Origin of the sequence: Butyrivibrio sp. MC2013 (assembly GCF_000424585.1) — a bacterium.
Classification (GTDB): Bacteria; Bacillota; Clostridia; order Lachnospirales; family Lachnospiraceae; genus Butyrivibrio.
In genome coordinates this window covers 30,761-49,912 of record NZ_AUKE01000006.1, presented here as the reverse complement: position 1 = coordinate 49,912, position 19,152 = coordinate 30,761, and the positions used below count along the sequence as shown (strand labels likewise).

The window sequence follows — 19,152 nt, the reverse complement described above, 5'->3', positions numbered from 1 at the left end:
ATTTGAATAATTTGTAAACTTTTTTGGATTTTACCGAAAATTGTGGTGAAAAATTGCAAACTGCCTGTCAATAATGTTATACTATTACTGTTTACAGTAGGCTTTAAATATGCAGTCTGTCCATAAGAGCAGGGGAGTGAAGGAGCCCTTTGTCGGCAGGAGGCGGAGGCCGTAACTAATAAACAATCTATTGATAAGGTGGTGACTGCCATGAAATTTACAATCGTAGGTAAGAACATCGACGTTACTGAAGGGCTTCGTTCTGCGATTGAGGATAAGCTCGGAAAACTGGAAAAGTATTTCAGACCTGATACCAATGTTAACGTGACACTCAATGTTGACAAGGATCGCCACAAGATCGAAGTTACGATTCCTGTTAAGGGCAAGATCATCCGTTCTGAACAGGTAAGCAGCGATATGTATGCTTCCATCGATCTGGTTGAAGAGGTGATCGAGAGACAGCTCAAGAAGTATAAGAATAAGATAATAGATAGAAATCAGGCATCTGCCGCTGCTTTTAAGCAGGAATTCCTTGAACAGGATTATATGGATGAGGATGAGATCCGTATCGAGCGTATGAAGAAGTTCGATATCAAACCCATGTATCCGGAGGATGCATGCGTACAGATGGAGCTGCTGGGACACAGCTTCTACGTATTTGTTAATGCTGAGACAGATGAGACTAATGTTGTTTATAAGAGGAAGAAGGGAAATTCATACGGACTTATAGAGCCCGAGAACTGATGACCCGGGGTGAACAGCATAATTACAGGGGGCGCACTTTTAGTGCGTCCCTTTTTTCGGGAAACATGAGCTTTGCTCATTTAAATATAAAGGTGTTGCAATCACTCTTTTTCAATGGTAAAATGTAGCTACTGTGATAAAAAAATAACAATCTCATATCAAATGGAGGTACGCAAATGGCAAAGAAGGTAGTACTCGCAGGAGCATGTAGGACTGCAATAGGCAAGATGGGCGGCGCCCTGAGCGGAGTTCCCGCTGAGAAGCTTGGCTCTATCGTTATCAAGGAAGCTTTGAACAGAGCCGGTGTTCCCGGAGATCAGGTTGATGAAGTTCTCATGGGATGCGTTATCCAGGCAGGTCTTGGACAGAACGTTGCTCGTCAGGCAGCTCTTCACGCAGGTCTTCCTGTTGAGGTTCCTGCAGTGACCATCAACGTAGTATGCGGATCAGGTCTTAACTGCGTAAACATGGCTGCAGATATGATACTTGCCGGCGATGCAGATATCGTTGTAGCAGGTGGTATGGAGAACATGTCTCAGGGACCTTACGCTGTAATGAACGGCCGTTTCGGTTATCGTATGAACGATGGCAAGCTGGTTGACACAATGGTTCACGATGCACTGTGGGATGCCTTCAATGATTATCATATGATGATCACTGCTGAGAATGTAGCTGAGCAGTGGAACATCACAAGAGAAGAACTCGATGAGTTCTCAGCTGACAGTCAGCAGAAGTGCGAAGCTGCCATCAAGGCTGGTGCTTTCAAGGATGAGATCGTTCCTGTAGAAGTTAAGGTTAAGAAGGAAACAGTTCTCTTCGATACAGACGAGGGCCCTCGTCCAGGCACAACAAAGGAGGCTCTTGCTAAGCTTCGCTGCGCATCAGGTAAGGAAGGCGGACTGGTAACAGCTGGTAACGCTTCCGGTATCAATGATGGTGCAGCTGCAGTTGTTCTTATGTCTGAAGAGAAGGCTAAGGAGCTGGGTGTTAAGCCTATGGCTACATGGATCGCTGGCGCTCTTGGCGGCGTAGATCCTTCTATCATGGGTGTTGGACCTGTAGCAGCTACCAAGAAGGTTATGAAGAAGACCGGTCTTACAATCGAAGATTTCGATGTATACGAAGCAAACGAGGCTTTTGCTGCTCAGTCTATCGCTGTTGGTAAGGATCTTGGCTTTGATATGAAGAAGCTCAATCCTAACGGCGGTGCTATCGCTCTTGGACATCCTGTAGGAGCTTCCGGATGCCGTATCCTGGTAACACTCCTTCACGAGATGCAGAAGAATCCTGATTACAAGCGCGGACTTGCTACACTGTGTATCGGTGGCGGTATGGGCTGTGCTACTGTAGTTGAGAAGTACGAAGGATAAATAAATAACAATCATACTTGCAGGGCTGTCACACCCGAGCTGTGGCAGCCCTGCTGTTAGTGGGTCCCTGGGATCTGCCAAAATAAAATTGCGGCTCGGAAGAAAGGATTATTATGAGTCTGGTTCTTTATGAGCAGAAGGACAAGATCGCTGTTATCACGATCAACCGTCCTGAAGCACTCAATGCACTGAATTCCGCAGTACTTGATGAACTTGATGCAGTACTTGACAACGTTAATCTTGATGAGGTCAGAGCTCTGGTCCTCACAGGCGCAGGAGACAAGTCTTTTGTAGCCGGAGCAGATATAGGTGAGATGTCTACCCTGAGCAAGGCTGAAGGCGAAGCTTTCGGTAAGAAGGGTAATGACGTATTCCGCAAGCTGGAGACTCTGCCTATCCCTGTTATCGCAGCAGTCAACGGATTTGCTCTTGGTGGTGGATGCGAGATTTCCATGAGCTGTGATATCCGTCTGTGCTCTGATAATGCTATGTTTGGTCAGCCTGAAGTAGGCCTGGGCATCACTCCCGGATTTGGTGGTACTCAGCGTCTGGCTCGTCTTGTAGGCGCAGGTATGGCTAAGCAGCTGATCTATACAGCACGTAATATCAAGGCTGATGAAGCTCTTCGTATCGGACTTGTTAATGCAGTATATACTCAGGAAGAACTCCTTCCCGCAGCAGAGAAGATGGCTGCAACTATTGCAGGCAATGCTCCTATTGCTGTTCGTGCCTGCAAGAAGGCTATCAATGATGGTCTTCAGACAGACATTGATGCAGCTCTGGTGATCGAAGAGAAGCTCTTTGGTTCATGCTTCGAATCAGAAGATCAGAGAGAGGGAATGGCTAACTTCCTTCGCAAGAAAGATGACCCCAAAAAAGTAAAGCATGTGGAATTTAAAAACGCATAAGGAGGAACTATCATGAAGGTAGCAGTAATCGGTGCCGGAACAATGGGATCCGGTATAGCACAGGCATTCGCACAGTGTGATGCAGTAGAGAAGGTATATCTCTGCGATATCAAGCAGGAGTTCGCAGATGGCGGTAAGAGCAAGATCGAGAAGAATCTTTCTCGTCTTGTTAAAAAGGAAAAGATGACTCAGGAAGCAGCTGATGCTATCGTAGGTAAGGTTCAGACAGGTCTTAATGAGATCGCTGTAGATCCTGATCTTGTAGTAGAGGCAGCTCTTGAGGTTATGGATATCAAGAAGAAGTGCTTTAAGGAGCTTCAGGATGAGATCGTTAAGAATCCTGATTGTATCTATGCTTCCAACACTTCATCCCTCTCTATCACAGAGATCGGTGCAGGTCTTGCAAAGCCCATCATCGGCATGCACTTCTTCAATCCTGCTCCTGTTATGAAACTTATCGAGGTTATTAACGGTGCGAATACACCTAAGGAAGTTACAGCTAAGGTTATCGAAATCTCTGAGAAGCTTGGCAAGACTCCCGTTCAGGTTAATGAGGCTCCCGGCTTCGTTGTTAACCGTATCCTGATTCCCCTTATCAACGAGGGTATTTTCGTGTATTCCGAAGGTATCTCCGATATCGAAGGTATCGACACAGCTATGAAGCTGGGTTGCAACCATCCTATGGGACCCCTTGAACTGGGTGACTACGTAGGTCTGGATATCGTACTTGCGATCATGGATGTTCTCTATAATGAGACCGGCGATCCCAAGTATCGTGCATGCACACTCCTTCGTAAGATGGTTCGTGCAAAGCACCTGGGCGTTAAGACAGGTATTGGCTTCTACAAGTACAATGAAGACAGGACCAAGACTCCTGTAGACCGTCTGTAATCAGGAACCATGCAGCATCCGGCAGATCTGCTTTTAGCGGATCTGCCGCTTACAGATATTATCATAGATAAAGGAGAACGAAGATGGATTTTTTGCTTGATCAAAAGCATGAAATGGCAAGATCTCTGTTCAGAGAGTTTGCTGAAAAGGAAGTTAAGCCTCTGGCCATTGATACAGATGAAACAGAGACATTCCCCAGAGAAACAGTTAATAAGATGGCTAAGGCAGGATTCCTGGGAATCCCTGTTCCCAAGGAACTGGGCGGCCAGGGCTGCGATCCTCTTACATATGTAATGTGCGTAGAGGAGCTGGCTAAGTGCTGCGGTACTACATCCGTTATTGTATCAGCACATACATCACTTTGTATCGATCCTATCCTTACATACGGTACTCAGGAGCAGAAGGAGAAGTATATTCCTGATCTTGCTTCCGGCAGAAAGCTTGGTGCTTTCGGTCTTACAGAGCCCGGTGCAGGAACAGATGCTCAGGGTGTACAGACCAAGGCTGTTCTGTCTGAGGATGGTAAATATTGGACACTGAACGGTTCCAAGTGCTTCATCACAAACGGTAAGGAAGCTGATGTTTATATCATCATCGCTTACACTGACGTAGTTGAAGACAAGAAGGGCCGTAAGCAGAAGAAGTTCACAGCCTTCATCGTAGATAAGGATACAGAAGGCTTTACATTTGGTACCAAGGAGCACAAGATGGGTATCCGCGGATCTGCTACTTATGAGCTGATCTTCCAGGATTGCAAGGTACCTGCAGAGAATCAGCTGGGTGCACGTGGTAAGGGCTTCCCTATTGCCATGCACACACTTGACGGCGGACGTATCGGTATCGCTGCTCAGGCTCTGGGACTTGCAGAAGGTGCTCTTGATAGAACAATTGAATATGTAAAAGAAAGAAAGCAGTTCGGCAGAAGCATTGCCATGTTCCAGAACACACAGTTCCAGCTTGCTAACCTTGCTACTGAGATTGATGCTGCAAAGCTCCTGGTATACAGGGCTGCTGAAGCAAAGAGAACTCAGGACAGATACTCTGTTGAAGCTGCCAAGGCAAAGCTTTTTGCAGCAGAGACAGCTATGGACGTTACAACCAAGTGCGTACAGCTCCTTGGTGGATACGGCTATATCAGAGAGTATGAAGTTGAGCGTATGATGCGTGATGCCAAGATCACAGAGATCTACGAAGGCACATCAGAAGTTCAGCGTATGGTTATTTCCGGTGATTTACTTAAATAATTAAAAGGAGAATACACATGAAAGTAGTAGTTTGTGTTAAGCAGGTCCCTGATACAAAGGGCGGCGTTAAATTCAAACCCGACGGAACGCTGGACAGAGGTGCAATGCTTGCCATCATGAATCCTGATGACAAGGCAGGCCTTGAGGCAGCACTCCGCTTAAAGGATCAGTATGGAGCAGAGGTTACTGTTGTGACCATGGGTCTTCCCAAGGCAGACGCAGTTCTTCGTGAAGCACTGGCAATGGGCGCAGATAAAGCAATTCTTGTAACAGACAGAGTACTCGGCGGCGCAGATACATGGGCAACATCTTCAACAATCGCAGGTGCTATCAGAAACCTGGAGTATGATCTGGTTATCACAGGTCGTCAGGCTATCGATGGCGATACAGCACAGGTAGGACCTCAGATCTCTGAGCATCTTGGAATCCCGGTTATCTCCTATGCAGAAGAGATCCAGGTAGATGAGAAGGAGAAGACTGTTACAGTTAAGAGACAGTTTGAGGATCGTTATCACATGGTTAAGGCTCAGATGCCTTGCCTGGTAACAGCTCTGTCAGAGCTGGGCGAGCCCCGTTATATGACTCCCGGCGGAATCTGGGATGCATTTGATGCAGAAGTTACTGTATGGGGCAGAAATGACCTCAAGGATGTATCTGATGACAACATTGGTCTGAAGGGTTCACCTACACAGATCGCTAAGGCTTCCGATAAGGTAAAGAAGGGTGCCGGTGAGAAGGTTGTTCCTGAAACCAGCGAAGATGCTGTTAAATATATCATTGGCAAACTTGATGAGAAGCACGTAATCTGATGCCTCGTGATAGTTTAGTGTAGATTATAAGGAGAAATAACATGTCTTTAGAAGAATATAAGGGTGTATTTATCTTCGCTCAGCAGGTTGACAATGAGATTTCAAACATTGCTCTTGAACTTCTGGGCAAGGCCAAGGATCTTGCAAAAGACCTTGATGAGAAGAAAGTAACAGCAGTCCTTCTTGGTGACAAGGTTGGCAACCTTGTTGACAAGCTTGCTGAGTATGGTGCTGACAGAGTCATCGTTGTAGATGATCCTGAACTGAAGGATTACAGAACAGAGCCTTATACACATGCTCTTGCATCTGTTATCAATGAGTATAAGCCTGAGATCCTCCTGGTAGGTGCTACAGCTATCGGACGTGATCTTGGTCCCCGTGTATCATCCCGTGTACACACAGGTCTGACAGCAGACTGCACACAGCTTGAGATCGGTGATTTCCCGCTTACAGTAGCTCCTGGTCAGGAGCAGCTTCACCAGCAGCTGCTGATGACACGTCCTGCATTTGGCGGTAATACAATCGCTACAATCGCTTGCCCGAACTTCCGTCCTCAGATGGCTACAGTTCGTCCCGGCGTTATGCAGAAGATCGCTCCTATCGCAGGTGCTAAGGCTGAAGTTGTTGACTACAATCCCGGCTTTAAGGCTAACAACTGCTATACAGAGATCCTCAAGATCGTTAAGGAAGTCAGCACAGCAGCTAACATTCAGGATGCCAAGATCCTGGTATCCGGCGGACGTGGAGTTGGAAGCGCTGAGAACTTCAAACTTCTGGATGAGCTCGCAGAGGTTCTTCACGGAACAGTATCCTGCTCTCGTGCAGTTGTAGATTCCGGCTGGAAGCCCAAGGAACTGCAGGTTGGTCAGACTGGCCAGACTGTTCGTCCTCAGGTATATTTTGCTATTGGTATCTCCGGAGCCATCCAGCACGTTGCAGGTATGGAAGAGTCCGATATCATCATTGCTATCAACAAGGACGAGAACGCTCCTATCTTCGACGTGGCTGACTACGGCGTAGTAGGTGATCTCAACAAGATCGTTCCTGAACTGACCAAGCAGCTCAAGGCAGCTATCGCAGCTAAGGCTGAGTAATGAGAGTTAGTTATATGACATTGGGGCTGAATGCTCGTGTTGTATGGTGCTATGTGACCTTTTAAGGGAATTATTACATCCGGCAGAGTATAGTATACGTTTGCAGGGGACTATTGGATAAGATTGAAATAATCTAACATTCTTGTTCTTTGGTTCTTGGCTCGTATTTTATCTGCCGGATGTTTTTTGCTATAACACATTGACAAACTGAAACTATAAAGTTGCTAATATAGTCGCGTAAAATGCAACTAACAAGAAAATGGGAGATAAATATTACGAGGATGAAAAAGGCAATGGGGATTAAATGGGGGCTGCTCAAAATTGAGTTGACCAAGGATGTTAGTGAAATTACAAAAGCATATAGGGCGGAATTAAGAAAAACAAATCCGGAGGATGATCCGGAAGGCTTTAAAGAACTTCGAGCAGCATATGAAGCAGCCCTAGAATATGCTAAAGAAGATGAAGAAGAAAATGACAATAAGACTGGTATTGATCGTTGGATTGATTCGGTTGAACATATATACAAAGATTTTGAGAAAAGAATAGATGAGAATTGCTGGAAAGATTTATTGGCTGACAGTGTTTGTGAAAGCATCGAGGATGGGGAAACGGCATTTGAAAGGTTGATGACCTTTTTGATGGATAATTTCAGGCTTCCTCAGAATGTTTGGAAAGTGTTGGATGCAAGATTCGATCTTCAGGCCAGACATGATGAACTATGTGAAAAATGGCCTTCGGAATTTATCGATTATGTTATAGTCCCAGGAATCAACAACAAGGAATTGATTCCATATTATATGTTTGATCCAGGGAAAAATGCTGATGAATGTGATCAACTGATCAGTCTTTACTGTAATGCTTTTTCGGAAAGTGATGACAATGCTCTAGATATCATAAAAAAAGCAGATGGATTATCAGAGTCTCACCCTTATATCAAAGCCCTGAAAAACTATTTGATTGTACAAGCTAAAGGGGCAGAATCTGAAAAGGCTCTTGCGGATCAGGAAAAACTATATCATTCTTTCTTGGAAGACAATTGCATACGTGATAGATATATTGCTACTTTGATTTTGAATAAAGATTATGCAAAATGCGAGGCACTCTGCAAAGAGATTAGAGCGGAAAATAAGGGGGATTTTAGTATTATATCATCTCTTTCTGAAGCGCTTGTTCAACAAAATAAGCTTGAAGAAGCTTATGATGTTATCCATGATGAGGTTAAACTCAAGGAACAGCCGATTGAAATATTAGCAGTGCTTCAAAAAATGAAATCAGATATATCTGATAAGATTCTCGAAGATATAAGCGTTGTAAAAAATGATAATAACAACGAGTATTATAAGAATCTTGTATGGTATGCTTTGTCTTCTTCGGGAGATAATTATGATAAAGCTAGAGAATTTGCAAAGCATCTTGATGCAGATACCATGGATCAATTTGATTACAATTATTTAATGTCTGCGTTGTATTCAGAGTCAAAGGAGTATGACAAAGTTGTTGAGTACAATGAGAAAATTATTGAATATATAAAAAGTAACAAGGCTGTTGAATGCATGGATGAAACAGAGAGAAAAAACAGGCTGGTAAATATTTACTGTAATCAGCTTATGAATTATTCTCTGATGAAAGACATGACTCAAACAGAAAAGTATATCAATCTGGCTATATCTGAATTTCCTGATAATGACACTATTCAGATTTGTGTTATAAAGGCAAAAATGAAAATGGAAGATTATGAGGGGGCCAGACATGTTAGTGAAATGATGTTGAAGACTAATGGTCTGAACATTATCGGATGGTATTATCTTAGTGTGTCAGCTTATGGCATGTGGGATGATAAGACTGCATTTGAGGCTGGATTCAAACTTGCCCAGTTACTACCTAATCAACCGGAGGGATATATTCTTCAGCTTCGAGTTTTAGCAAGAAATAATGCTTTGGAGCGGTTTGAAGAGACGATTGCATATATTAAGGATATTCAGATAGAGATAAAAGACGAACTGCTATATTTTGATACTCTTTTGCACGAGAAAGACAACCTCCAAAAGGCTTTTGATGAATACTTGGTTTTGTATGATAAAATACGGGATAATCTTGATTCCGAAGATCCGTTTTACATAGATGAATTAAAGTCCAAACTGCTTGAATGTTTTGATGAAAAAATCAAAATGCTTAGAAGACAGGGTGAAGGAGTGGAAGCTGCCAAAGAGTGTAAGAGATGCTGTGAGCTTTTGAACGTTAAGCTTGAAGACAGTCCTATACTTTCGATTTATAAGCAGTTTTCAATGTGGGAAGAAGCAGATGCGGTTATAGATCTTGTGATTGATAGTAATGATCCGGAATCGCTCTATCAGAGAGCATTGCTGGAATTGTCAAAAGGAAACGGACCCAAAGCTCAAGAACTATACTCTCGCATTATCACCGAATATGGACTAGATAAAAATGATATCCTACATACGCACTTTATGCGATTAAAAGGTGATCTGAAAGCTCAGAAAGACTTTTGGAAAAAGAAAATAAAAGTTTTGAAGAAAAATGATGGCGACACTTTGAATGCATATGTTCATCTGGCATTTGTTTCCAAATGCTTAGGAGAAAGATTGGCTTCTGCTAAGTATGCTAAACTGGCGATTAAAATGTCGGAAAGACGGATAGCCAATGGAACAGATTATGAACCTCTGTATAGAAATAATCTAATGTTAATGGATGCTATACTCGGTAATTACGAGCTCGCTGAAACGGAGCTAATAAAATTAAGAAATTGTCAGCTTTGTGGAATGTGTGAGTATTCAGAGTGTAAAGACTCTTATATTTTTGAAGGACTAATTGAAGTGCTTAAACATAATTATGATAAAGCGCGTGAAATATTCCAATACGGCCAAAAGAGATGGCCTGATGATGTGGATTTTTATTGTTATGAATGTGAAATAAATAGTATGGGGGTATAGTATCAGGAATGATAATTGGGATAGATTTGGGAACAACCAATAGCTTGGCTGCATATTTCGATGGTGGAATGGCAAGGGTTATTCCCAATCGTATTGGTGAGGAATTGACTCCCTCTGTTGTTAGTGTCAATGATAATGATGAGGTGCTTGTAGGAAAACTGGCGCTTGAATATGGCAAGCTTCATCCTCTTGATTGTGCCAGAGTTTTTAAACGTAGTATGGGAACGCCCCAAAAATTCAAATTAAGGGGAAGGAGCTTAGATGCTACTGAGTTATCCTCACTTTTGCTAAGATCTCTAAAAGAAGACGCAGAGGAGTATCTTGGCTGTATAGTAGATAGAGCTATCATTAGTGTTCCTGCGTATTTCAATGATATGCAAAGGAAAACAACTGCAGAAGCAGGAAAGCTTGCAGGGCTTGAGGTAGTCAGAATTATCAATGAGCCATCAGCAGCTGCTCTTACATATGGGGTGGGAGAAAAAAATCAAGATGAGAGATGCCTTGTATTTGATCTGGGTGGAGGAACTCTCGATGTATCAATCCTGGAATATAGTGATGGTATCATAGAGGTGCATGCTATAGCAGGTGACAATTTCATCGGGGGAGAAGATTTTACCAAAGTTCTGGCAGAAATGTTTCTGAAAAAGTCATTGATTGCTCCTGAGGATATTGATGCAAAGACTAAAAATATTGTTATGGCGGCTGCGGAGAAGGCCAAAGTTGATATGGGTGGGGCCAAGAATGTGACCGTGACGTGTAAGATTGATGGTCAGATGATTGAACACTCTTTTAGTTCGACGGAATATGAAGAAAATTGTGAAGCGCTAAAAAATAAAATAAGGAAACCCGTGGAAAAGGCACTAAGGGATTCTGGATTTAAGCTGTCAGATATTGATAGAGTTTTATTGGTTGGCGGAACTACAAAGATGGCTATGATAAGAAATTTTGTTGCCAAGCTTTTTTTGAACTTTCCAGAGACAAAGGTGGATCCTGATAAGGCGGTAGCCATTGGAGCAGGTATTGCTTGCGGTATGAAGGAAAGAAGTGAAGAGATAAAGGAACTTGTTTTTGTTGATGTATGTCCTTATACTCTTGGGACAGAAGTTATGCTAAATAATGGCCTGTTTGATGAACCGGGACATTTTTTGCCTATTATAGAACGAAACACAGTTATTCCTGTAAGCCGTACGCAAACTGTTGTTACTGCAAGAGATGATCAGTCGAGAGTATGTGTAAAAGTCTTGCAGGGAGAGAGTCGCATGGCCACAAATAATCTGCTATTAGGAGAAATCACAGTTCCTGTGCCATTAGCTCCTGCAGGGCATGAATCTATTGATATAACTTATACATATGATGTTAATTCTCTTTTAGAGATTGAGGTGCAAGTTAATTCAACTGGAAAGAAACGAAAAATCATAATTCAAAAGAGCGAAAATAAATTAACAAAAAAAGAAGCTGAAGAAAGATTTGAACTTTTGCAGCATCTTAAGCGTAATCCTAAAGAAGATGAGGAAAATTCTCTTTTGCTTCTCAGGGGGGAAAGATTGTATGAAGAGTGTTGTACTGATGACAGATATGGTATAGACCAGGAATTGATGAAGTTCGAGCGAATTTTGGCCGGGCAGGACAGGCGAAAGATTGAGACAGCCCGTGAGGAACTTGAAAAATATCTGGATACGATAGAATCGCAAATTTGATTAAGGATTTAGGTGAGTATTATATGAATAATGTATTTGATTACGAAACGGTTGCACTTGTTGATGAGGATGATGCCATTGAGATAATAGATCAGACTCTGCTCCCCGGGGAGTGCAAGCTGATAAGGCTTAGGACGGGGCAGGAAATCTGGGATGCTATTTATCTTCTTCAGGTGAGAGGAGCACCTGCTATCGGCGTGACAGCAGGTTTTGGAATATATCTTCTTACAAAGACTTCCAAAGCATCTTCTTATGAGGAGTTCCTTGCAGAACTGAAAGAACATAAAGATTTTTTAAATTCATCAAGACCTACGGCTGTTAATCTATCCTGGGCACTTAATCGTATGGAAGAACATATCAGGGATTATTATGCCAAGCTGATGGCCCAGGATAGTGAATGTGGTTTTGACAAGCTGTTGCCTCTCCTTATTAAAGAAATGAGAGCTGAAGCCGAGACTATCAAAGAGGAAGATATCAAGGTCTGCAGGAAGATTGGAGAATATGGTCTGAGCCTTATAAAGGACGGTGACGGTATCCTGACTCATTGTAATGCCGGTAAGCTGGCTACCATCAAATACGGTACCGCTACAGCACCTATTTATATGGCCCATGAGAAAGGCCTTGCCATCAAGGCGTATTGTGATGAGACCAGGCCCCTTCTTCAGGGAGCCAGGCTTACTGCTTTTGAACTATCTTCTGCAGGTATTGATACCACACTTCTTTGCGACAATATGTCAGGAAGCCTTATGAGATCCGGCAAGATACAGGCTATATTTGTGGGCTGTGACAGAGTGGCAGCCAATGGCGACGTGGCCAATAAGATAGGCACCAGCATGGTGGCAACCCTTGCGGCTTATTATCATATTTCCTTCTATGTGTGCGCTCCCACGTCCACTATTGATCTGGACTGCAAGAGCGGTGATGATATCGTGATAGAGCAAAGGAAAGCGGCTGAAGTGACCGATATGTGGTATGAGAAGCCTATGGCTCCTGAAGGAATAAATGTCTACAATCCTGCTTTTGATATAACAGACAACAGCCTGATCACTGCTATCATTACAGAAAAAGGAATATTCAGAAAACCCTATGACCTGAAAGTGAGTTTACAATAACGCATAATTGTTTGATGGATATACGGTATTATGATAATATAAATATGATAGCATAAGACAATGTCGCGCCCTGCCTGTTAATCAATTGACTGCCACAAAGAAGAAAACATACTATGGCTGATAACGCAAATTTAACCGCAGATGCTGAATTTGTTAAGTCGATTCAGGTAGCTAAGCCCGTCCTTATCACCCCTGATTCAAAGGAGTACAAGGCAGAGCTTGATTTGTGTGTGCAAAATGGAGTCAGCCTAAAGCGCCTGACAGAAGCCAAGCTGGATTATGATCAGCTTATCGAGATCAGAAAAGGACTGGAATCAGGTGTAGATATTGATAGATATTTCAGCAACTCTTTTCCTGCAGCTCAGATGGAGGAACTTCGTCATGAGATGGAGCAGGGTATTGATATGGCTACCTATCGCAAGGAAGGTTATTCCCTTGCCCAGGTAGTTGAGATCAGAGAAGGCATTGTTGCCGGTGTTGATATTCAGGAATACACCAATAAAGACTATAACGCAGCCCAGATGAGGGAACTCAGACTGGGACTCGAAAAGAAACTTCCGATAATTTTCTACAAGGCTCCTTCATTCTCGGATGATCAGATGAGAGAGATCAGGCTGGGACTGGAGGATAACCTTGATATTTCCCTATATGCCAAAAACACAATTCCATATATAAAGATGAAGGCCATCCGTGAAGCAACTATGGAGGGTCTGATCCTCACGGAAGAACAGATAGAGAAATACCCCTCCGGTGTGATAGTGATGATGCTGGAAGCATATCGTAGCAAGGTAGATATCAGCTCATATCTGGACAAGGATTTTGATGCAGAGCAGCTGTCACAGGTGATAGAGGCGGGTAAAGAAGGCCTTGAGATGGATCAGTATATTACCCCGGAGATGAGAGGAGAGAGTTTGCAGCAGATCCGTCTGGGTCTCCAGGAGGGTCTGGACGTGTCTATATATGCCAAACCGGAATATAACTGGCAGCAGATGCGTGAAATCAGAAAAGGTCTGGAGGCCAGGGTAGATGTATCACTCTATGCCAATCCCCTCTATATCTACAGTCAGATGCGCGAGATTAGGCTGGGGCTGGAATCAGGAGTGGACGTATCTGTATATTCCAGCATGGTCAATACTGCTTCCGAGATGCGCGTGCTCAGGAGAAGGCTTGAAAGCGGAGAAAAAATAGGTGCTAAAGAAGATGAGGACGCTCATCCTGAGGAATTCAAGGAGATATCAAAGGAGATATCCGACAGTCTGGGTGTGGAGTCCAGTGTAGTACACAAGAATTTTGATGGCTCGGAGAAGGTGCAGGTCCACTATCTGAAGATGACTCCGGACGGACAACATGCTATTCTTCGTTTGCCAAGTCTGGGTAACAGGCAGGCTTCCTATAATGTGGATTTTGTCCTGGACCTTTTAAAACGAGGTGGTATCACCCACGGTATCAAAAAGAAGGTCGTAGAGGATATGATCGAGCAGAGGCGCTTTAATGAAGACATCATCGTGGCTGAGGGTGTTCCTTCCAAGGATGGTGTGGACGGCTATTATGAGTACCTATTTGATATGGATGTACCCTCAGAGATGACCTATTTGGCCAATGGTAAAGCGGACTTTTCCAAGATGAGCTTCCTGTCCCTTGTTAATGTGGGCGATAAGCTGGCTGTATATCACAAGGCCGTCCATGGCAAAAATGGCTATACTGTAAAAGGTATAAATCTCTATGGCAAGAGCGGAAGAGATTTACCGGCTCTTAAGGGGCATGGCTTTATGGTGCTGCCTGACCATGTGACATATTGCGCAGCTGTGTCCGGAGCCATCAGAATGGAGAATAATCTTCTCAATATATACAGGGTGCAGGAGGTAGATGATCCTGAGACACCTGTTAATGTAGATTTTGCAGGGTCTGTCTGGATCAAGGGCAGCCTTATGGCAGGCTCCTATATAAAGGCCCAGGGCGATGTCATAATAGATGGTACTGCCGAGAGGACAGGTATCACTGCAGGTGGCGATGTGGTGATCAGAAATGGTGCCAACGGCTTGGAGGATAGGGCCAGCATCAAATGCGGAGGCAGCCTCTATGCCGGCTATCTGTCCAATGTGGATATGGTGGTAGAAGGCTCTATACATACCAATAATATATTTAACTGCAATGCTTCTGTTAACGGTGAAGTTAAGGTATATGGCGAAGAGGGTACCATATCCGGTGGTGAGATCACCAGCCAGATGGGTGTGGATACAGCATTTCTGGGAAGTGAAGGCGGACGAAGGACACTGGTGAGGATAGGTGTCACCTCTGAGATCAACAGGACAGTATCCGATAATAAGAATGCCCTTGATAAAGTGGATCAGGAGCTGACCATGCTCAAAAAAGAGCAAAAGAGACTGAGCGGTGCAGGTATGACCAGCAGAGAGCAGCTACAGTGGAAAATCAAGATCAATCTGGCTGTCAGCTCAAAAGAGCAGGAGAAAAACATGCTGATGCAGAAGAAAGAGGAGCTTGATGCTACAATGGCCAGGATCCACGATGCCAGCTGCAGAGTAAGAGATACTATATATGAGGGTACTTATCTGATCATAGATGGTGTGAAGTTCCCTATTGTAAATTCAAGGACAGAGAAGAAAGGTATTTTGTTTGAGAAGTAGCATTTGAAGGAGAGATAATATGTCATCCCAGGAAAATGTTGAAAGCAAGCCTACACTCCTGATCGTGGACGATTCGGAGATCAACAGGGGCGTGCTGACGGAGATATTCAAAGACAAATATACTATTCTGGAAGCCGAGAACGGCAAGCAGGCCATGGCGCTGATAGTCAAGAGTCGTATGTTTCTGGCTGGTATCCTTCTGGATATCAATATGCCTGAAATGGACGGCTTTGAAGTGCTGACCGAGATCAATAAGGTCAATCTCCTTGAGAGGATGCCTGTCATCATGATAACCGGTGAAACGTCCAAGGAAACAGAGCATCTGTGTTATGAAAAGGGCGTGACTGATGTGGTATACAAGCCCTTTGATTCCATAGTGGTCAGACAGAAGGTCAATCATGCAGTGGAACTCTTTGACGTAAGGAATCACCTTCAGACCAGGGTTGATGAGCAGACCAAGGTGCTCAGGAAGCAGTATGACCAGATCAAAGAGCAGCGCGATTACATGAAGGAGACCAATACCAGGATCATTGATACGGTTTGTACGATCGTGGAATTTCGTAATCTGGAATCCGGTTATCACTTGAAGAGGATCAGAGAATCCGTGAAGATCCTGGGAAAATATGTCATGGGAATGTTTCCCGAGATGGGCCTGACTGCTCATCGTCTTGAGATAATAGCGGGAGCTTCGGCTATGCACGATCTAGGCAAGATATGTATACCTGACAGCATACTCCTAAAGCCCGGCAAGCTTACCAAGGATGAGTTTGAAGTCATGAAATCCCATACCACAAGGGGATGTGAGATATTAAAGATGCTGGCTGATGTCCAGGACAAAGAGTATTATGAAGCCAGCTATGATATCTGCAGGCATCATCATGAAAAGTATGACGGAAACGGCTATCCTGACGGCCTTAAGGGTGATGAGATATCTTTGGCCGCCCAGCTGACCAGTATCGCTGACGTATACGACGCGCTTATCAGTGACAGAGTATACAAGGCTGCATACAGTATGGACAAGGCCTATTCAATGATAGTCAACGGAGAGTGCGGAGCCTTTAATCCCAAGCTCATGGAAGCCTTTAAGGCTGCCAGGGGAGAGATAGGCGCCATGTTCCTTATGACCAAACTTGAAGAAAAAAAGGAAAATGATGCTTGACAATGGGAACAAAGTATAATATTATCATATCTGTTGCGGGTAATCCTCCGCGGCAAACATAAGGATGTGCGTGTAGCTCAGCTGGATAGAGCGTCTGGCTACGGACCAGAAGGTCGTGGGTTCGAATCCTATCACGCACGCTGAAGCGAAGACTTTGGTGTCTTCGCTTTTTTTTCGCGCAATGATATAATCTATAATGCGTAAGGTGTAGAGACAAGAAGCTCCTGCCCTTTGGGCCGGATGGAGGTATGAATTGAAATATTATAAACTGGTAGTTCCCTGCCACATGGGACTTGAAGCTGTATTAAAAAGAGAGATCACGGATCTTGGTTATGATGTGACTCAGGTAAGTGATGGAAGAGTGAGCTTTGCAGGAGATGCTGATGCGGTATGCAGAGCCAATATATGTTTGAGGACGGCAGAGAGAGTGCTGATCAAGATCGGTAGCTTTACTGCCACCAGCTATGAAGAGCTCTTTCAGGGGACCAAAGATCTTCCCCTTGAGGAATTCATCCCAGCTGATGGCAAGCTTTGGGTCACCAAGGCATCCAGTGTCAAGAGTGCACTGTTTTCACCAAGTGATATTCAGAGGGTCATGAAGAAGGCTATGGTGGAGAGGATGAAAGCTGCCTATCATAAGGAGATCATTCCTGAGACCGGGCTGGAATTTCCCATCAGAGTATTCCTTTACAAGGACGAAGTGACAGTGGCTCTGGATTCCACAGGTATGTCTCTTCATAAAAGGGGCTATAGAAAGCTGGAATCCAAGGCGCCTATTGCTGAGAACCTGGCTGCTGCCCTTATCATGCTGACTCCCTGGAAGGCGGACAGGATATTGATAGATCCTTTTTGCGGGTCCGGTACCATTCCAATTGAGGCAGCCATGATCGCTGCAGGTGTGGCTCCCGGTATGCACAGGGATTTTAATGCCAAAGCATGGACACATCTCATTGATCCCGGTAACTGGACAGACGTAATAGAGGAGTGTGAGGATAATATCGATCTGAATGTGGAGACTGATATCCAGGGCTATGATATAGATCCGGATATGATCGCCATAGCCAGGATCAATGCAGAGAAGGCGGGAGTGGGAGACCTGATCCACTTCCAGGCCAGGGACGTGGCCGATCTGTCCCATAGGAAAAAATACGGCTTTATCATCACTAATCCGCCCTATGGCGAGAGAATAGGTGAGAAGGAAGACCTCTACTCTCTATACAGGACCCTGGGACGTCGCTATAAGGCGCTGGATGACTGGTCAATGTATATGATCACTTCATTTGAGGATGCTCAGAAGGCTCTGGGCAAAAATGCAGATAAAAACCGTAAGATATACAATGGAATGATAAAGACTTATTTCTATCAATATCTGGGAGCTAAGCCGCCCAGGAGGAGAGACACCGCAGGTGAGAGACATGAATGACAGCAAGGAGATGACCCCGGATAAGAAAGTCGCTGTAGACGTAAAGAGTGAGAAGACAGAGGATGCGCATAAAGCGCTGGTCAAAAGGACCTCTATAGCTATCAGCGCTCTTAGTCTGCTGGCACTTTTGGGGATGGGGATATATCTGGAAGGAAGAGCTGTAGTCCTGGGGGGCGGCATGCACCCTCCTGTTAAGAAAAATGAACCGGTAGAGGAGTTGCTGGCCTGGGACATGGATATCATCAGGGAAGGAGATGAGATAGTCATAGATCTTCCCGAAAATGCAGGGTCTGAAGATATCAGTATGGTAAGTGACCATGAATCCGGAAAGCTCATGGTGGAGCTGGCCTGTGACCCTGACTATTATAGGGAGGGAGGCAGGATAACTGCCCCTGATGCGATAGTATCTGCCGAATGCAGCTGTGATGAGGCCGGCGAGACTATGACCATCACACTCTCAGAGGATAAGGTGTATGAGTCTACACTCTCCCTGGAAGGCGGTAGGGCTATCATCAGCCTGGATGAACCCGGGGAAGTCTATGACAATATAGTGGTAGTGGATCATGATGAGGGTACAGCTTCTCTGACCAGGGAACTGGCAGGGAAACTCCTGGCAGATGGTATAAAGGTCTATGCTATGGGACCTGATTGCTCCTACAAGGCGGGGGAAGATACTGCAAGGGGAATTACCCGCGAAGGATCCGCCAGGGCCTTTATAGAGGATATCAGGCCGGATATGGTGCTTTTCCTCAGAAAGGGCAGCACAGATATATTTTATTACAATGACAGGATATATCTAAGGGGCTATGGAAATGATGAACTGGCTATGCGTATGGCCAGAGATCTGGCCTATGAAAGAGGAGAGGCTACTGCCAGTGCAGAGGCCTATAGAGGAGATAAGGGCTTGTGGTCAGAGCTGGGGATCCCTGCAGTCATAGGAGAAGTAAGCGGCGTTTTGGAGAGATATGAAGAGCCCGACAATGCTGACTTGTCAGACATAGACAAGGTCTCATCGGGGCTTAGAAGAGGTATATGCTACGCCTTCAGGGATATGGCAGGTAATAAATGACAGCCGCGCCGTGATAACATAACACATAAGGATGATCAT

At 44.4% G+C, this 19,152-nt stretch carries 14 protein-coding genes and 1 tRNA gene; all 15 read left to right on the top strand.

Annotation, left to right across the window (positions count from 1 at the left end):
* Positions 1-210: 210 nt before the first annotated feature.
* The 15 genes from hpf to G636_RS0103875 all read left to right on the top strand — a co-directional run bounded on the left by hpf (position 211) and on the right by G636_RS0103875 (position 19,113).
* Positions 211-744, top strand: a complete 534-nt coding sequence (gene hpf, locus G636_RS0103945) for a ribosome hibernation-promoting factor, HPF/YfiA family (protein WP_026506966.1) — start codon at positions 211-213, stop codon at positions 742-744.
* Between the two features lie 176 nt (positions 745-920).
* Positions 921-2,114 carry an acetyl-CoA C-acetyltransferase gene (locus tag G636_RS0103940; RefSeq protein ID WP_026506965.1) on the top strand — a complete coding sequence of 398 codons (1,194 nt, stop codon included), beginning with the start codon at positions 921-923 and terminating at the stop codon, positions 2,112-2,114.
* A gap of 113 nt (positions 2,115-2,227) precedes the next feature.
* Positions 2,228-3,022, top strand: coding sequence for an enoyl-CoA hydratase-related protein (locus tag G636_RS0103935; protein WP_026506964.1), 795 nt, complete (start codon positions 2,228-2,230; stop codon positions 3,020-3,022).
* A 12-nt stretch (positions 3,023-3,034) separates the two neighbouring features.
* The gene (locus tag G636_RS0103930) at positions 3,035-3,913 is read left to right on the top strand and encodes a 3-hydroxyacyl-CoA dehydrogenase NAD-binding domain-containing protein (protein WP_026506963.1); all 879 of its coding nucleotides are present in this window, start codon (positions 3,035-3,037) and stop codon (positions 3,911-3,913) included.
* Between the two features lie 83 nt (positions 3,914-3,996).
* Entirely contained in the window at positions 3,997-5,157 is a 1,161-nt protein-coding gene (locus G636_RS0103925) for an acyl-CoA dehydrogenase (protein ID WP_026506962.1), read from the top strand.
* A gap of 17 nt (positions 5,158-5,174) precedes the next feature.
* The gene (locus tag G636_RS0103920) at positions 5,175-5,966 is read left to right on the top strand and encodes an electron transfer flavoprotein subunit beta/FixA family protein (RefSeq protein ID WP_026506961.1); all 792 of its coding nucleotides are present in this window, start codon (positions 5,175-5,177) and stop codon (positions 5,964-5,966) included.
* A gap of 41 nt (positions 5,967-6,007) precedes the next feature.
* Positions 6,008-7,060: an electron transfer flavoprotein subunit alpha/FixB family protein gene (locus tag G636_RS0103915; RefSeq protein ID WP_026506960.1), complete on the top strand. Its 1,053-nt coding sequence runs from the start codon at positions 6,008-6,010 to the stop codon at positions 7,058-7,060.
* Between the two features lie 281 nt (positions 7,061-7,341).
* Positions 7,342-10,008, top strand: a complete 2,667-nt coding sequence (locus tag G636_RS0103910) for a tetratricopeptide repeat protein (RefSeq protein WP_026506959.1) — start codon at positions 7,342-7,344, stop codon at positions 10,006-10,008.
* An 8-nt stretch (positions 10,009-10,016) separates the two neighbouring features.
* Positions 10,017-11,705 (top strand): Hsp70 family protein, encoded by a 1,689-nt coding sequence (locus tag G636_RS0103905; protein WP_026506958.1) that lies wholly within the window; start codon positions 10,017-10,019, stop codon positions 11,703-11,705.
* A gap of 23 nt (positions 11,706-11,728) precedes the next feature.
* Positions 11,729-12,817 carry an S-methyl-5-thioribose-1-phosphate isomerase gene (mtnA, locus tag G636_RS0103900; protein ID WP_026506957.1) on the top strand — a complete coding sequence of 363 codons (1,089 nt, stop codon included), beginning with the start codon at positions 11,729-11,731 and terminating at the stop codon, positions 12,815-12,817.
* Positions 12,818-12,930: 113 nt separating this feature from the next.
* Positions 12,931-15,462 carry a DUF342 domain-containing protein gene (locus G636_RS0103895; RefSeq protein ID WP_026506956.1) on the top strand — a complete coding sequence of 844 codons (2,532 nt, stop codon included), beginning with the start codon at positions 12,931-12,933 and terminating at the stop codon, positions 15,460-15,462.
* 19 nt (positions 15,463-15,481) lie between these two features.
* The gene (locus tag G636_RS0103890; protein WP_051226483.1) at positions 15,482-16,621 is read left to right on the top strand and encodes a response regulator; all 1,140 of its coding nucleotides are present in this window, start codon (positions 15,482-15,484) and stop codon (positions 16,619-16,621) included.
* A gap of 66 nt (positions 16,622-16,687) precedes the next feature.
* Positions 16,688-16,761: transfer RNA gene (locus G636_RS0103885), tRNA-Arg, on the top strand.
* 113 nt (positions 16,762-16,874) lie between these two features.
* Complete coding sequence (locus tag G636_RS0103880) at positions 16,875-18,044, top strand: THUMP domain-containing class I SAM-dependent RNA methyltransferase (protein WP_026506954.1); 1,170 nt, start codon at positions 16,875-16,877, stop codon at positions 18,042-18,044.
* Complete coding sequence (locus G636_RS0103875; protein WP_026506953.1) at positions 18,037-19,113, top strand: hypothetical protein; 1,077 nt, start codon at positions 18,037-18,039, stop codon at positions 19,111-19,113. Before G636_RS0103880 ends, G636_RS0103875 begins: the two co-directional genes overlap by 8 nt.
* Positions 19,114-19,152 lie beyond the last annotated feature (39 nt).

Excerpts from the sequence above, each read along its gene's own strand:
- hpf (WP_026506966.1), top strand. The coding sequence starts at position 211 with ATGAAATTTACAATCGTAGGTAAGAACATCGACGTTACTGAAGGGCTT.
- G636_RS0103940 (WP_026506965.1), top strand. The coding sequence starts at position 921 with ATGGCAAAGAAGGTAGTACTCGCAGGAGCATGTAGGACTGCAATAGGC.
- G636_RS0103935 (WP_026506964.1), top strand. The coding sequence starts at position 2,228 with ATGAGTCTGGTTCTTTATGAGCAGAAGGACAAGATCGCTGTTATCACG.
- G636_RS0103930 (WP_026506963.1), top strand. The coding sequence starts at position 3,035 with ATGAAGGTAGCAGTAATCGGTGCCGGAACAATGGGATCCGGTATAGCA.
- G636_RS0103925 (WP_026506962.1), top strand. The coding sequence starts at position 3,997 with ATGGATTTTTTGCTTGATCAAAAGCATGAAATGGCAAGATCTCTGTTC.
- G636_RS0103920 (WP_026506961.1), top strand. The coding sequence starts at position 5,175 with ATGAAAGTAGTAGTTTGTGTTAAGCAGGTCCCTGATACAAAGGGCGGC.
- G636_RS0103915 (WP_026506960.1), top strand. The coding sequence starts at position 6,008 with ATGTCTTTAGAAGAATATAAGGGTGTATTTATCTTCGCTCAGCAGGTT.
- G636_RS0103910 (WP_026506959.1), top strand. The coding sequence starts at position 7,342 with ATGAAAAAGGCAATGGGGATTAAATGGGGGCTGCTCAAAATTGAGTTG.
- G636_RS0103905 (WP_026506958.1), top strand. The coding sequence starts at position 10,017 with ATGATAATTGGGATAGATTTGGGAACAACCAATAGCTTGGCTGCATAT.
- mtnA (WP_026506957.1), top strand. The coding sequence starts at position 11,729 with ATGAATAATGTATTTGATTACGAAACGGTTGCACTTGTTGATGAGGAT.
- G636_RS0103895 (WP_026506956.1), top strand. The coding sequence starts at position 12,931 with ATGGCTGATAACGCAAATTTAACCGCAGATGCTGAATTTGTTAAGTCG.
- G636_RS0103890 (WP_051226483.1), top strand. The coding sequence starts at position 15,482 with ATGTCATCCCAGGAAAATGTTGAAAGCAAGCCTACACTCCTGATCGTG.
- G636_RS0103875 (WP_026506953.1), top strand. The coding sequence starts at position 18,037 with ATGAATGACAGCAAGGAGATGACCCCGGATAAGAAAGTCGCTGTAGAC.